This window comes from Rhodococcus sp. PvR044 (genome assembly GCF_040548995.1).
Taxonomy (GTDB): Bacteria; Actinomycetota; Actinomycetes; order Mycobacteriales; family Mycobacteriaceae; genus Rhodococcus_G; species Rhodococcus_G oryzae.
Window position 1 is genome coordinate 268,354 of record NZ_JBEPSX010000003.1, and the last position, 13,300, is coordinate 281,653.

Annotated in this window: 17 protein-coding genes; 14 read left to right on the forward strand and 3 right to left on the reverse strand. The window is 69.3% G+C overall.

Annotated elements, in window-relative coordinates; genetic code table 11:
- Nucleotides 1-106 precede the first annotated feature (106 nt).
- From ABIC28_RS09820 to ABIC28_RS09830, 3 genes are all read left to right on the forward strand, one after another.
- Nucleotides 107-430: a WhiB family transcriptional regulator gene (locus ABIC28_RS09820; RefSeq protein ID WP_077043079.1), complete on the forward strand. Its 324-nt coding sequence runs from the start codon at nucleotides 107-109 to the stop codon at nucleotides 428-430.
- Between the two features lie 234 nt (nucleotides 431-664).
- On the forward strand, nucleotides 665-1,288 hold the full coding sequence (locus tag ABIC28_RS09825) for an RNA polymerase sigma factor (RefSeq protein ID WP_354578619.1): 624 nt from the start codon (nucleotides 665-667) through the stop codon (nucleotides 1,286-1,288).
- Nucleotides 1,281-2,216: a hypothetical protein gene (locus ABIC28_RS09830; protein ID WP_354578621.1), complete on the forward strand. Its 936-nt coding sequence runs from the start codon at nucleotides 1,281-1,283 to the stop codon at nucleotides 2,214-2,216. Before ABIC28_RS09825 ends, ABIC28_RS09830 begins: the two co-directional genes overlap by 8 nt.
- A gap of 15 nt (nucleotides 2,217-2,231) precedes the next feature.
- On the opposite strand, the gene ABIC28_RS09835 is transcribed toward ABIC28_RS09830, so the two are convergent.
- Nucleotides 2,232-2,681 (reverse strand): cupin domain-containing protein, encoded by a 450-nt coding sequence (locus ABIC28_RS09835; RefSeq protein ID WP_097212966.1) that lies wholly within the window; start codon nucleotides 2,679-2,681, stop codon nucleotides 2,232-2,234.
- A gap of 101 nt (nucleotides 2,682-2,782) precedes the next feature.
- Here ABIC28_RS09835 and ABIC28_RS09840 point away from each other — a divergent pair, with 101 nt between their 5' ends.
- Together ABIC28_RS09840 and ABIC28_RS09845 are read left to right on the forward strand one after the other, a co-directional pair.
- Complete coding sequence (locus ABIC28_RS09840) at nucleotides 2,783-3,265, forward strand: MarR family winged helix-turn-helix transcriptional regulator (protein ID WP_354578624.1); 483 nt, start codon at nucleotides 2,783-2,785, stop codon at nucleotides 3,263-3,265.
- Nucleotides 3,262-4,518: an MFS transporter gene (locus tag ABIC28_RS09845; protein WP_097212812.1), complete on the forward strand. Its 1,257-nt coding sequence runs from the start codon at nucleotides 3,262-3,264 to the stop codon at nucleotides 4,516-4,518. The genes ABIC28_RS09840 and ABIC28_RS09845 overlap by 4 nt, the downstream gene beginning before the upstream one ends.
- Here ABIC28_RS09845 and bagB read toward each other — a convergent pair.
- On the reverse strand, nucleotides 4,497-5,609 hold the full coding sequence (bagB, locus tag ABIC28_RS09850; protein ID WP_097212813.1) for an ATPase BagB: 1,113 nt from the start codon (nucleotides 5,607-5,609) through the stop codon (nucleotides 4,497-4,499). The genes ABIC28_RS09845 and bagB overlap by 22 nt on opposite strands.
- Nucleotides 5,606-6,622 carry an ATPase BagA gene (bagA, locus tag ABIC28_RS09855; RefSeq protein ID WP_354578627.1) on the reverse strand — a complete coding sequence of 339 codons (1,017 nt, stop codon included), beginning with the start codon at nucleotides 6,620-6,622 and terminating at the stop codon, nucleotides 5,606-5,608. The genes bagB and bagA overlap by 4 nt, the downstream gene beginning before the upstream one ends.
- A gap of 54 nt (nucleotides 6,623-6,676) precedes the next feature.
- On the opposite strand from bagA, the gene sp36 reads away from it, so the two are divergent.
- The 9 genes from sp36 to ABIC28_RS09900 all read left to right on the forward strand — a co-directional run bounded on the left by sp36 (nucleotide 6,677) and on the right by ABIC28_RS09900 (nucleotide 13,300).
- A complete protein-coding gene (gene sp36 / locus ABIC28_RS09860; protein ID WP_072750449.1) occupies nucleotides 6,677-6,841 on the forward strand; it encodes a Sp36 family protein in 165 nt (54 codons plus the stop codon).
- Between the two features lie 6 nt (nucleotides 6,842-6,847).
- Nucleotides 6,848-7,306 (forward strand): RidA family protein, encoded by a 459-nt coding sequence (locus tag ABIC28_RS09865; protein WP_097212815.1) that lies wholly within the window; start codon nucleotides 6,848-6,850, stop codon nucleotides 7,304-7,306.
- A 122-nt stretch (nucleotides 7,307-7,428) separates the two neighbouring features.
- On the forward strand, nucleotides 7,429-8,214 hold the full coding sequence (locus ABIC28_RS09870) for an MBL fold metallo-hydrolase (RefSeq protein WP_097212816.1): 786 nt from the start codon (nucleotides 7,429-7,431) through the stop codon (nucleotides 8,212-8,214).
- 82 nt (nucleotides 8,215-8,296) lie between these two features.
- Entirely contained in the window at nucleotides 8,297-9,190 is an 894-nt protein-coding gene (locus ABIC28_RS09875; protein ID WP_097212817.1) for an LLM class flavin-dependent oxidoreductase, read from the forward strand.
- Nucleotides 9,191-9,266: 76 nt separating this feature from the next.
- Nucleotides 9,267-10,742: a 2-hydroxymuconic semialdehyde dehydrogenase gene (locus tag ABIC28_RS09880; protein ID WP_097212818.1), complete on the forward strand. Its 1,476-nt coding sequence runs from the start codon at nucleotides 9,267-9,269 to the stop codon at nucleotides 10,740-10,742.
- Entirely contained in the window at nucleotides 10,739-11,560 is an 822-nt protein-coding gene (locus ABIC28_RS09885; protein ID WP_354578631.1) for a 2-keto-4-pentenoate hydratase, read from the forward strand. Before ABIC28_RS09880 ends, ABIC28_RS09885 begins: the two co-directional genes overlap by 4 nt.
- Before the next feature lie 11 nt (nucleotides 11,561-11,571).
- Nucleotides 11,572-12,330: a 2-keto-4-pentenoate hydratase gene (locus ABIC28_RS09890; protein WP_097212968.1), complete on the forward strand. Its 759-nt coding sequence runs from the start codon at nucleotides 11,572-11,574 to the stop codon at nucleotides 12,328-12,330.
- Nucleotides 12,327-12,782 carry a RidA family protein gene (locus ABIC28_RS09895; protein ID WP_097212819.1) on the forward strand — a complete coding sequence of 152 codons (456 nt, stop codon included), beginning with the start codon at nucleotides 12,327-12,329 and terminating at the stop codon, nucleotides 12,780-12,782. The genes ABIC28_RS09890 and ABIC28_RS09895 overlap by 4 nt, the downstream gene beginning before the upstream one ends.
- Nucleotides 12,779-13,300, forward strand: coding sequence for a 3-hydroxyanthranilate 3,4-dioxygenase (locus tag ABIC28_RS09900; protein ID WP_097212820.1), 522 nt, complete (start codon nucleotides 12,779-12,781; stop codon nucleotides 13,298-13,300). Before ABIC28_RS09895 ends, ABIC28_RS09900 begins: the two co-directional genes overlap by 4 nt.

A 13,300-nucleotide genomic window follows, 5' to 3' on the forward strand; every position in this document is an offset into this window, starting at 1 on the left:
ATAACACTCGTTGAGGAATGTGGTGTGACTCGCTGTGATACGGCGGGTCATACGTAATTCCAGAGCGTCTGCGAGGGCGACGCTTGGACTGCAGAGGGGCACCAGAATGACCGTTATCACCACGGCCCACCGGTTGGACGTCGAGGAAGCCGAAGCCCGTATCGCTTGGGTCGCACAGGCCAGATGCCGGGCAGTTGATCCTGACCAGTTGTTCGTTCGTGGCGCTGCGCAGCGCAAGGCCGCCACGATTTGTCGGCATTGCCCTGTTCTCATGCAGTGCGGCGCCGACGCCCTCGACAACAGGGTCGAGTTCGGTGTGTGGGGAGGCATGACCGAGCGTCAGCGCCGCGCCCTGCTCAAGCAGCACCCCGAGGTCGAGTCCTGGGCCGACTTCTTCGACACCCAGCGGTCGCAGTCCAACGCCGTCTGACACCGGCGCGCCGGCTGGGGCGAAAGCCCCGGCCGGGCCGGTCTGCGGAGGTAACGACACCCCGCGATATCGGCTGTGAGAACCCGCTCGATTCATTTCACCCGCAGAAACTCCTGCCGGTTTCCCCCGTGGACCGAATGGCCACGTGACCGTGTTGTTATCTACGGGGGTCCCGCCTCCTCCTCGGACTGAGCCGGCCGTGAACCGGGAGCGGCGTCGGTGACAAGTAGGCATGTGGACACTGATGCACTCCGCGAGGTCCCAGCCCCGCGAGACAATGAGCTGATCGCCCGGTCGCTGACGGATCCGGACGCCTTCGCGGGCATCTTCGATCGTCATTTCGCCACGATTCACCGCTACCTCGCTCGCAGGACAGGGGCGGATGCCGCGGACGATCTCGCCTCGGACGTGTTCACGATCGCGTTCGGTAGACGGGCCGGTTTCGATCTCGAGTACGAGCAGGCGCTGCCCTGGCTATACGGCATCGCAGGCAATCTCCTGCACGGGAACCGTCGCCGCCTCAACCGGGACGTCGCCCTACTCGCCCGTCACCCGAGGCCCGAGGACCCGGTGCCGTTCGAAGAGCGGGTCGACACCTCGCTCGATGCCCGGCGTGAGTTCCTGGCGCTCGAGCGCCGACTCCGGCGATTGCCGCAGGCCGATCTCGACACGCTGCTTCTCCATGCATGGGAGGACCTCAGCTACGCCGAGATCGCCGAGGCGCTGCAGATCCCGATCGGAACCGTTCGGTCTCGCTTGAACCGACTCCGACGCAAGCTCCGTGAACCGGACGGCGTCGATCCCGCAAGAACAGGACGACAACAGACCGAGTCGAGGCAAGGAGAAGGGCATGCGTGATTTCACGGAGATCCGCGATCGGCGACCCGAGCCGCAGCCTCCCCGCGACGAGGTCGTCCTCCGAGCGAGAGAGAACCTGATGCGCACCATCGAGACCGAGACGTCCACACAGCCACCCGCGGGCGAGGCCGCCGATTCCCGCGCTACGGTCGTCCGCCTCGACCAGCGCCGGCGGCGAATGTGGCAGGTCGTGGCCGGCGTCGGTGCAGCCGCCTGCGTTGCCGTCGCCGCGTCGATATTCGTCGTCGGAGACGACGGACTCGGCAAGCCCGAGCACGCACAGGTCCTCGCCGCAGGCCCCCAGTTCACCCTGCAGCAAGCCGCTCTGGTCGCGGAGAAGACCGATCTGGCCGGGACCGGACCGATCCGGCACATGCGATTCACCAACCTCACCGACGAGGGCCAGCCGACATACGACAGATACGTGCGCCCGGACGGAACCGCCCTCGTCGGCAAGGCCGGGGGCGACCTCGAGGAAACCTCCGGGTACCTGACGAGCTCCCAGTTGGCCGAACTCCCCGCCGACCCCTACCAGCTGCGGACACGAATGTTGAGCCTGTCGAGCGAGCTCGGGCTTGGGTACCCCGGGGAGGCTCCGGATCGGGCGCTGTACCGGTTGGCGACCAAGCTGCTGCCTGATCCGGAGGTCACCCCCGAGATCAAGGCGGGGATCTACCGGGTCCTGGCCGGGCTCGACCTCGACGCGATCCAAGCACGCGACCTGGGCGTCGGCGCGGACCGGGCAGGGCGGCCCGGCGACATTCTCGAATTCACCTTCGAAGAAGGCTACGTCGACCGGCTGGTGATCGACCGTGAGACCAGCGCCCTGCTCAGCACCGAAACGGCAGACCGCGAAGGAAAACCCGCCGGCGGCCAGGTCTACCTCTCGGCCGAAATGGTCGACACGATGCCGCTGGCCTACGCCTGAGAATCCATCCGAGAGCTAGCCGTCGGCCAGCCGGAAGTCGGCGAAGTCGAATCCCGGTACGACCACGCAGCTGACCAGGATCGGTTCGTCACCGGCCGGGCGGGCTCGCTGCCAGTGCCGCGCCGGGACCAGGAGCTGCGGGGCCTGACCGGCAACGATGTCGGGGCCGAGGAGGTGTTCGGTGACCCGGCCGGGCCGGTCGCCGTCCCCGCCGAGGTCCAGCAGGAGCGGGCCGCCGCGGTGGTGCAGCCAGATCTCCTCGCTGCGCACCGTGTGCCACGCGGACTGTTGGCCCGGCATCAGCAGGAACAGGATTGCGGTCCCGGCTGCCCGGGCTCCGGGATAGTCGCCGGGCAGGGAGGTCGCCGGGACGGTGATGCCGCTGCGCCAGGTCTCCCGATACCAGCCGCCCTCGGGGTGTGGCGCGAGGTTCAGCTCGCGCGCCCAGTCGGGCAGCTCCGTCATGGCACCGATCATTGCAGCGCCTGCCGTTCCCGTCAGGCGGTCGACACGTTTCCCCCGGAGTTATATGCTTGCCGATAGGCAACTAAACGGGAGGGGTAACGATGGCGACGGTGCACTCGGAGGACGAGGTCACCCGCCTCAAGATCGCCCTCGGCCGGATCGCCCGGTTGGTCGACCGGCAGGTCTCGGGTGACGGCATGACCCGGACGCAGCTCTCCGTGCTCGGGACCGTCGGGCGACTGGGCCCGCTGCGGTTGGGCGCGCTGGCCGAGACCGAGGGGCTGAACCCGACCATGCTCTCGCGGGTGGTCGGCAAGCTCGAGTCCGACGGCCTGCTCGAGCGTTCGACGGACCCGGGGGACCGCCGGGTCGCGCAGGTGCAGGTCACCGCAGCCGGCGAGCGGATGCACCGCCGGCTGCGCGGCGAACGGACCCGACTGTTCACGGACGCGCTCTCTCGGCTGCCGGAGGAGCAGGAGCAGGCCCTTCGATCCGCCCTGCCCGCGCTCGAGTCGCTGGCCAGGGAGATCGCGCCGCAGCCCGCCGGATCCGGTTCGGGCACCGCCGCGCGCGGCCGGCCGTGACCACGCTCGCGGCGACCGCGCACCGGACCTTCGCGTCCCTCGCCACCCCGAACTTCCGCCGGTACTACGGCGGGCAAGCGGTGTCGATGGTCGGTACCTGGATGCAGGCCGTCGCGCAGGCGTGGTTGGTGCTCCAGCTGACCGGGTCTGGCACCGCGCTCGGCCTGGTGATCGCGCTGCAGACCCTGCCGGTGCTGCTGTTCGGCCCGTACGGCGGCGTCGTCGCCGACCGCCTGGACAAGCGCAGGCTGATGATCGGGCTGCAGTCGATGATGGGCGTGCTCGCGCTGGTGCTCGGGATTCTCACGGTGACCCAGACGGTGACGCTGTGGCAGGTGTACGTGCTCGCGTTCCTGCTCGGGGTGAACAACAGCTTCGAGAACCCCGCACGACAGGCATTCGTGCTGGAGATGGTCGGGCCCGAGAACCTGCGCAACGCGGTCAGCCTGAACTCGGTCCTGGTCAACGTGGCCCGCGCGGTCGGGCCCGCGATCGCAGGCATCATCATCGCGGCGGGCGGGCTCGGACTCTGCTTCCTCCTGAACGCGGTCAGCTTCGTCGCGGTGGTCGTGTCGCTGGTCACCCTCGACCTCGGCGCCCTGCGTCCCTCGCCGCCCGCGCACCGGGGGCCGGGTCAGCTGCGGGAGGGCCTGCGGTACGTGCGGCGCACCCCGGCACTGCTGGTCCCGCTGATGATGATGGCGCTGGTCGGCTGCCTGGCCTACGAGTTCCAGGTGGTGCTGCCGGTGCTCGCGCGGGACACCTTCGGGGGCGACGCCAGCGTCTACGGATTCATGACCGCCGCGATGGGATTCGGTGCGGTGGTCGGCGGGCTGTTCGTCGCCGCCCGCGGCAAGACCGGGATCCCCGCGCTGATCTCGGCGGCGACGTCGTTCGGGGTGCTGATCGCCGCGGCCGCCGTCGCCCCGACCTTCTGGCTCGAACTGGTGATCCTGGTGCTGGTCGGCGCCGCGAGCGTCGGATTTCTCTCCATCGGGAACAGCACCCTGCAGCTCGAGGCCGAACCCGGCATGCGCGGCCGGGTGATGGCCCTGTGGTCGGTGGCCTTCCTCGGGTCGACGCCGATCGGCGGGCCGATCGCGGGTGCCGTCGCCGAGCAGTTCGGCGGCCGCGTCGCGCTCGCGATGGGCGCGGCCGCCTGCCTGGTCGCCGCAGGCGCCGCCGCTCTCGTGGTGCGGCAACCCCGGCAGGCGGTGGTCGACGAGGTCGGTCAGCCCCGGCCGGTCAGCTGATCGGCGACCGCCCGCAGCGCCTCGAGGTCGGAGACCTCGAAAGGCAACGACGGCACGCCGACCACGGGCACCCGGGGATGCGCGCCCGTGAACCGGCCGAGCAGCCGCAGCTCCCGCTGCGCGGTGCGGGCCCGTTCGGCGTGGATCTTCAGGACCGCCGCCGTCAACGGGTGCTCGCCCCGTTCCTTCAGCTGATCGGCCGCGGCCGTCGCCCGATCCGCCGACAGGGAGCTCAGGGTCGGATGGGTCCGGTTGAGCACCAGACCCGCCAGCGGCATCCCCTCGGTGGACAGCCGATCGACGAAGAACGACGCCTCTCGGAGCGCGTCCGGCTCGGCGGCCGCGATCACCAGGAAATGGGTGCCCTCCGCGCGGAGCAGTTGATAAGTGTGGTTGGCCCGCTCCCGGAACCCGCCGAACATCGACTCGAAAGACTGCACGAACGCCGATGCGTCGGACAGCATCTGGCTGCCGACGATGGTGTTCACCGCCTTGAGCGCCAGGCCCATCGCGCCGGTGACCAGGCGTCCGATCCCTCGGCCCGGAGCCGAGAGCATCCGGATCATCCGGCCGTCGAGGAACGCGCCGAGGCGTTGCGGGGCATCGAGGAAGTCGAGCGCGTTGCGCGAGGGCGGGGTGTCCACGACCACCAGATCCCACTCGTCGCTGGCGGCCAGCTGACCCAGCTTCTCCATGGCCATGTACTCCTGCGTGCCGGAGAAGGACGTGGCCACCGTTTGATAGAAGGGGTTGGCGAGGATCTGCTGCGCGGTGTCCGGGGCGGAGTGCTCGAGCACCATGTCGTCGAACGTGCGACGCATGTTCAGCATCATCGCGTGCAGCTCACCGGTGGCGCCAGGGGCCAGCTGCACCGGCTGCGGGGAGTTGTCGAGTTCGCGCACCCCCAGCGCCTGGGCGAGCCTGCGGGCGGGATCGATGGTGAGCACCACGACCCGGCGCCCCTCCTCGGCCGCGCGCAGCGCCATCGACGCGGCGGTGGTCGTCTTGCCGACGCCGCCGGCCCCGCAACACACCACGATCCGTGACGCGGGGTCGGTGAGGATCTCGTCGATGTCGAGAGTCGTGGTCATCGGACGCCCTGCTCGGCCAGCTGCTCGGCCAGCTCGTACAGCCCACCGAGGTCGATGCCGTCGGTCAGCGCCGTCAGATGCAGCCGCGCGACGTCCAACTCGTCGAGGGTGGCGGCGCTGTCGTCCTGGGCGCGCAACGTCGAGGCGTACTCGATGGTCTCGGTGAGCAGGCCCGCGAAGTCGGCTTCGGACAGCGAGATCCCGGCGGCGTCCAGCCCGGCCCGGACCGCGTCCGCGTCGATGGTGCCGTCGGCGGCCTGAGCCATCGCCTTGGTCGGCATGTAGGCGGTGCCGCTGCGGTTGACGATCACCGTGCCCAGCCGAAGGTCGGCCGCCTCCAGCTCCTCGACCGCGTCGGTGGTCTCCTGCACGGGCAGGGCTTCGAGCAGGGTCACCAGGTGCACCATCGTCTCGTCGGAGTGCAGCAGCCGGACCACCCCCTCGGACTGCGAATACACCGGTCCGCCCTTGGCGAGGTCGGCCATCGCCTTCGTCACGTCGAGGAAGCTGCCGATCCGGCCGGTGGGTGGGGAGTCGACGACGACCTCGTCGTAGATCCGGGCGCCCGACTTGTCCGTGCGCACCACGCACTCCTTGATCTTGCCGGTGACCAGCACGTCCCGCAGGCCGGGCGCGATGGTGGTCGCGAACTCGATGGCGCCGAGCTTGCGCATGGCCCGACCGGCGAAGCCGAGGTTGTAGAACATGTCCAGGTACTCGAGGAACGCGTGCTCGATGTCGAGGGCGAGCGCATAGACCTCGCCGCCGTCGTCGGCCGTGGCGATCTTCGTTTCCTCGGGCGGCAGCGGGGGCACGTCGAAGAGCTGCGCGATGGACTGCCTGCCCTCGACCTCGACGAGCAGGACCCGTCGGCCGCCCGCGGCCAGCGCGAGCGCCAAAGCGGCCGCGACCGTGGACTTTCCGGTGCCGCCCTTCCCTGAGACGAAATGCAGGCGAGCTTTGTCCGCCTTGGCGGGCCACTCGTATACGGGTGCTGTCGCGGGTGCTGCCACCCCCCGAGCCTATAAGTCGCGGGAGCGCGGCGTCGGCCGACTAGGCTCAGCGGCATGAGCGAATTGACTACCTGGGAATATGCCACCGTTCCGCTGTTGACCCATGCGACCAAGCAGATCCTCGATCAGTGGGGTGGCGACGGCTGGGAACTGGTGTCGGTGCTGCCCGGCCCGACCGGCGAGCAGCACGTGGCCTACCTCAAGCGCCCGAAGGGCTGATCGAGCATGACCGACTGGACTGCAAGGCTCGCTGAGCTGCGGATCGAGCTGCCCGACGTGGCGGCACCGGTCGCGGCCTACGTTCCCGCGGTGCGGACCGGGAACCTCGTCTACACCTCCGGCCAGCTGCCCTTCATCGACGGTGAACTGCAGCAGGCAGGCAAGGTGGGCGGCGCGGTCTCCGTGGACACGGCGAAGGCCGCCGCCCGCACCTGCGCGCTCAACGCACTCGCCGCGATCGACGCGCTGGTCGGGCTCGACTCGGTGGTGCGCATCGTCAAGGTGGTCGGCTTCGTGGCCTCCGCGGAGGGGTTCACCGGGCAGCCCGGCGTCATCAACGGCGCCTCCGAGCTGTTCGGCGAGGTATTCGGCGACGCGGGTGTGCACGCCCGGTCCGCGGTCGGCGTGGCCGAGCTGCCGCTGAACGCGCCGGTCGAGGTCGAGGTCATCGCGGAAGTCCGCTAGCTGCGGTGCGCCCGCGCGCGATCGGCCCGACAATCGGTGGGCCAGCGCGCGGGCGTCGGCGCGAGTTTCAATCAGCATGTGGCCCAACGCCCGCGGCGCCGCCGGGGTCGTACAGTGAGCCCATGACCACGGCACATCCGGCGTACGCCCAGCTGCGCCAGGTCACCCCGATCGCGGCGGTGATGCTGGAGAACAACCCGGGCATGATGACGCTCGACGGCACCAATACCTGGATCCTGCGGGCGCCCGGCCGCGAGGAATGTGTGGTGATCGATCCGGGTGACGCCGACGAGGATCACCTGCTGCGGGTGGCGGCGGTCGGCCCGGTGGCGCTGACCCTGATCACCCACCGGCACGGGGACCACACCGGGGGCGCCGAGCGGTTCGCCGCGCTCACCGGCAGCCCGGTCCGTTCCGTCGACCCGCGGTTCCGCACGCACACCGACGCGGGCCTGCCGGACGGTGAGCTCATCGAAGAGGTCGGTCTCGCGATCCGGGTGCTGCGCACCCCAGGCCACACCAAGGACTCGACCTCGTTCGTGATCGAGGGAGAGGGGTCGGTGCTGACCGGCGACACCATCCTGGGCCGGGGCACCACCGTCCTGGACGCCTCCGACGGCGATCTCGGCGATTACCTGGCCTCGCTGCGCGCCCTCATCGACCTGGGCACGGGCCGCGCGGTGCTGCCCGGGCACGGTCCCGACCTGCCGGACCTGCAGACGGTGGCGAAGCAGTACCTGAGCCATCGCGAGGAGCGACTCGATCAGGTCCGCGCGGCGCTCGAGATCCTCGGCGCCGACGCAGGCCCACGCGCGGTGGTCGAGCACGTCTACTCCGACGTCGATCAGAGCCTGTGGCCGGTCGCCGAGCAGTCCGTGCGCGTGCAGTTGGAGTACCTGCGCCGCTGAGCCGGCCTCGGCGACCGTTGCGCATTCGGGCTACGTCGGTGACTGTGGACATCAGGCGCAGTCGAGACCGAGGAGCGCGGCGATGACCGACTACGGACGTCCACTGCAGTTCGGCATGTTCCCCACCCCGGATGCCGACCGGGTCGACGAGATCCTCGACCTCGTCGCGATGGCGGATGACGAGGGGCTCGATCTCGTCGGGATCCAGGACCATCCGTATCAGAAGCGGTTCCTGGACACCTGGTCCCTGATGGCCCTGGTGCTGGCGCGCACCACCCGGGTCCGGGTGTTCCCCGATGTGGCGTGCCTGCCACTGCGACCGCCCGCGGTGATGGCGAAGGCGGCTGCGAGCCTGGACGTGATCTCGGGCGGGCGGTTCGAGCTGGCGCTGGGGGCAGGTGCGTTCTGGCCGGCGATCGGGGGGATGGGCGGACCGGAACGCACGCCAGGCGAGGCCGCGGGTGCGTTGTCCGAGGCCGTCGACGTCATCCGGCTCATGTGGTCGGACCAGAAATCGGTGCGGTACGAGGGTGTTCACCACCGGCTCTCCGGTGCGCATCCGGGGCCGCGGCCCGCGCACGACATCGGGCTGTGGCTGGGGGTCGGGGGTCCGCGGATGCTCGGGGTGCTCGGACGCTCGGCCGACGGCTGGGTCCCGTCGGTCAGCTACTTCCCGCCGCCGGTGCTGCCCGGTCTGCACGCGCGCATCGACGAGTCCGCGAGGGCGGCCGGCCGTGACCCCGCGGCGATCCAGCGGATCTACAACGTGTTCGGCGCCATCACCGACGGACCGAGCAGCGGGTTCCTCAACGGGCCGGTCGAGCAATGGGTCGACGAGCTGACCGAGCTGGTGCTCGAGTCGGGCATGGACACCTTCGTGTTCGGCGCCGAGGACGATGACCCGCACCAGCACGAGAAGTGGGCGGTTGAGGTGGTTCCTGCGGTTCGCGAGGCGGTCGCCGGCCAGAGGGGGTGAAGCTATGTCGATATGTGCATAGCTTGCGAGGAAATTCGCATTTGTTCGGCATGGATTCCCCGCCAATCATGAATGCATGACCACACCCCGCGAAGCCTGGATTCGCAATTACGTGGACGGCAGCTTCGTCGACCCGGACCCGGAGCGCAGCTTCGAGAATCTCGACCCCGCCACTGGGCAGCTGGTGGCCCGAGTGCACGAGGCGGACATCGCTCTCGTCGACCGCGCCGTGCGATCGGCGCGGCGCGCGCTCGACAACGGGTGGGCTGATACGCCCGTGCGGGAGCGGGCGGCCCTGCTGCGCAGGGCGGCAGATCGGATCGAGGAGCGGTTCGAGGAGTTCGTCGCCGCGGAGATGGCCGACACCGGAAAACCGATCACGCAGGCCCGCGAGCTCGACGTGGCCCGCGCGCTGACCAACTTCCGCACCTTTGCGGACGTGGTCGCCGCGGCGGGGCAGGAGTCGTTCCTCACCGACCTCGGCGGCGGGCGGCAGGCGTTGAACTACGCGGTGCGCAAGCCCTTGGGTGTGGTCGCGGTGATCGTGCCGTGGAACCTGCCGCTGCTGCTGCTGACCTGGAAGGTGGCGCCCGCACTGGCCTGCGGGAACGCCGTTGTCGTCAAGCCGAGCGAGGAGACGCCCTCCACCGCGACGCTGCTCGCGGAGGTCTTGGAGGAGGTTGGGCTGCCTGCGGGTGTCTACAACGTGGTGCACGGATTCGGTGGGAACTCGGCCGGGGAATTCCTCACAGATCATCCGGACATCGACGGGGTCACCTTCACCGGCTCCTCGGCGACCGGATCCCATGTGATGAAGACGGTCGCGCCGCGAGTCCGTCCCGTCTCCTTCGAACTCGGCGGCAAGAATGCCGCGGTGGTGTTCGACGATGTCGACATCGACGAGGCCCTCACCGGCCTGACCCGCTCGGTGTTCGCGAACACCGGGCAGGTGTGCCTGTGTACCGAACGGGTGTACGTGCAGCGCAACATCTTCGACGACATCGCGGCCGGGTTGGTCGAGCGCGCCGAGGGACTTCGGCTCGGCGCGCCAACCGACGCCACGACCACCACCGGGCCACTGATCTCCCAGGCGCACCGCGAGAAGGTCCGAAGCTACTTCGAGATCGCAGAACAGGCCGGGGCCAAGGTGCTGACCGGCGGCGGGATCCCCGACCTGGGCGCCGACCTCGCAGGCGGCTCCTGGATCGAGCCGACCCTCTGGACCGGCCTGACGAACGCCGATCGTGCAGTGCGAGAGGAGATATTCGGCCCGGTTGCGGCGCTGATCCCGTTCGACACCGAGCAGGAGGCGATCTCGCTCGCCAACGACACCGAGTACGGACTCGCCGCGGCGGTCTGGACGAACGACCTGCGCCGCGGGCACCGCGTCGCGCAGCAGATGCGTGTCGGGATCTCCTGGGTGAACACCTGGTTCACGCGCGAGCTCCGCTCGCCGTTCGGTGGCGCGGGCCTCTCCGGGATCGGCCGGGAGGGCGGCGAATCATCACTCCACTTCTACACCGAACCCACGAATGTGTGTGTGCAACTGTGACTGTGACATCGGGATCGACCACGGCTCTCGATGCGGCCGCAGAGCGGCTCATCGCCGCCAGGGCGTCGCTGGTGCCTGCCGCGCCGGTGCGGGAGTTCCTGGGCGAGAGCGACCTCGACGCCGCCTACGAGGTCCAGCGTCGGGTCGTCGCCGCCGAGGTGGGTCGCGGGGCACGCGTGGTCGGCGCGAAGATCGGGCTCACGGCGCCGGCGGTGCAGAAGCAGTTCGGTGTCTTCCGGCCGGACTTCGGCGTGCTGCTCGACGACATGATGTACGGCCACACCGAGCCCGTGCCCGCCGCCCGGTTCCTGCAGCCGCGGGCCGAGGGCGAGATCGCGTTCGTGCTCGGCCGGGACCTCGATCGGCCGGGAGCGACCGTCGCCGACGTCCTGCGCGCGACCGACTTCGTCCTGCCCGCCATCGAGATCGTCGACTCGCGGATCGCCGACTGGGACCTGGCGATCACCGACACGGTCGCAGACAACGCGTCGAGCGGAGCCGTCGTCCTGGGGACCACCCCGTACTCGCTGACCGGGCTGGATCTGTCACGGGTCGGGATGACACTGGAACGGGACGGCGAGCAGGTGTCCTTCGGTGCGGGTCACGCCTGCCTCGGCTCCCCGGTCGTGGCCGTCGCCTGGTTGGCCAGGGAGCTCGTCACACGTGAGCAGCCGTTGCGGGCAGGCGACATCGTCATGTCCGGTGCACTGGGTCCCATGGTTCCGATCACCGAGGCCGGCAGCTTCCGGCTTCGGCTCGATGGGCTGGGCGAGGTCGACGCCGTGATCGAGTCGGCATTGGTAGGACGTGAGAAGTGAAGGAGCTCAACATGATCAAAATCGACGGGCTCGCGGATCGCCTGGATCTCGCCCAGCGGACCGTGACCGACACGCCCAGCCTCGCGGACAGCCATGAGGTCGACATCGACGATGCCTACCGGATCCAGAACGCCCTGGTCGGCCGCCGGATGGGCCGAGGGGAATCCATCGTCGGGGTGAAGCTCGGGTTCACGAGCAAGGCCAAGATGGCCCAGATGGGTGTGTCCGACGTGATCGTCGGGCAGCTCACCGACGCCATGCGGATCGAGGACGGCGGCGACGTGGACCTGGCCCGGTTCATCCACCCGAAGATCGAGCCGGAGATCGCGTACCGGCTCGCCCGCGACGTGGACCCGGGCGATCCGGCCGTGGACATCGTCTCCTGCGTGGACGCGGTTGCGCCTGCGATGGAGATCATCGACTCCCGCTACCGGGACTTCCGATTCACGTACACCGACGTGGTTGCCGACAACACCTCGGCCGCCGGCTATGTGGTCGGGCAGTGGCAGCGGATGCAGGATGTCGACAACCGAGCGGTTCGGCTGGAGGTGGGTAGCCAGGCCATGGTCGGATCCACCTCGGCGATCCTCGGCAATCCGGTGCGCGCGCTGCACGCGCTGGTGGACATGGCGCGTCGTCGGGCGATCCCGCTGCGGGCGGGGCAGGTGGTGCTCGCGGGTGCGGCCACCGCGGCCGTCACGCTGACCGCTGAGGTCGCGCAGTGCCACATCGCCGGGCTAGGCCGCGTCAGCGTGAGGGGAGTGAAATGAGCGAAGCAAAGGTGATCGGGCGGCTGGCCACGCCACGGGGCCGGTTCCCGCACGTCAAGGTCGCCGGGGATTTCGTGTACGTCTCGGGAACCAGTTCGCGACGGCCGGACAACACGTTCGTCGGCGTCGCGGTCGACGAGATGGGTACCACCTCGCTCGACATCCGCGCCCAGACGCGCGCGGTCATCGAGAACATGCGCGCCATCCTCGCCGAGGTCGGCGCCGAGCTCTCCGACCTTGTCCAGGTCACCTCGTACCTGGTGTCGATGAACGACTTCGGCGGCTACAACGAGGTGTACGCCGAGATGTTCGACGAAGCAGGTCCCACCCGCACCACCGTCGCGGTACACCAGCTCCCGCACCCCCACCTGTTGATCGAGATGCAGGGCGTCGCGTACCGACCCGTCGCCCGCTCGCAGAACCGAACCGCCACATCGGAGGCCACGTCATGACCCGAGTCCCGCCGACCATCAACTTCCAGAAGTGGATCGCCGACAACGAGCATCTGCTCAAGCCCCCGGTGAACAACCAGACCATGGCCCTCGGCAGCGACTTCATCGTCCAGGTGGTCGGTGGGCCGAACCAGCGCACCGATTACCACCTGGATCCGTACGAGGAGTGGTTCTACCAGCTCGAGGGTGATATCCACGTCAATGTCATGACGGAGAACGGCCCCGAGACCGTGCACATCCGTGAGGGCGAGACCTGGCTGCTGCCCGGCAACCTGCCTCATTCGCCGCAGCGTCCGACCGCGGGCTCGATCGGCCTGGTCATCGAGCGCGTGCGCGAGGAGGGCACGCTCGAGAAGTTCCAGTGGTACTGCATCGACTGCGACGCACTGATCCACGAGGTCGAACTCCAGGTCCGTGACATCGTCGCCGACCTGCCTCCGGTGTTCACCCAGTTCTACGAGAGTGTCGAAGCCCGCACCTGTGGGAACTGCGGAACCCTCCATCCGGGCAAGGGGTGA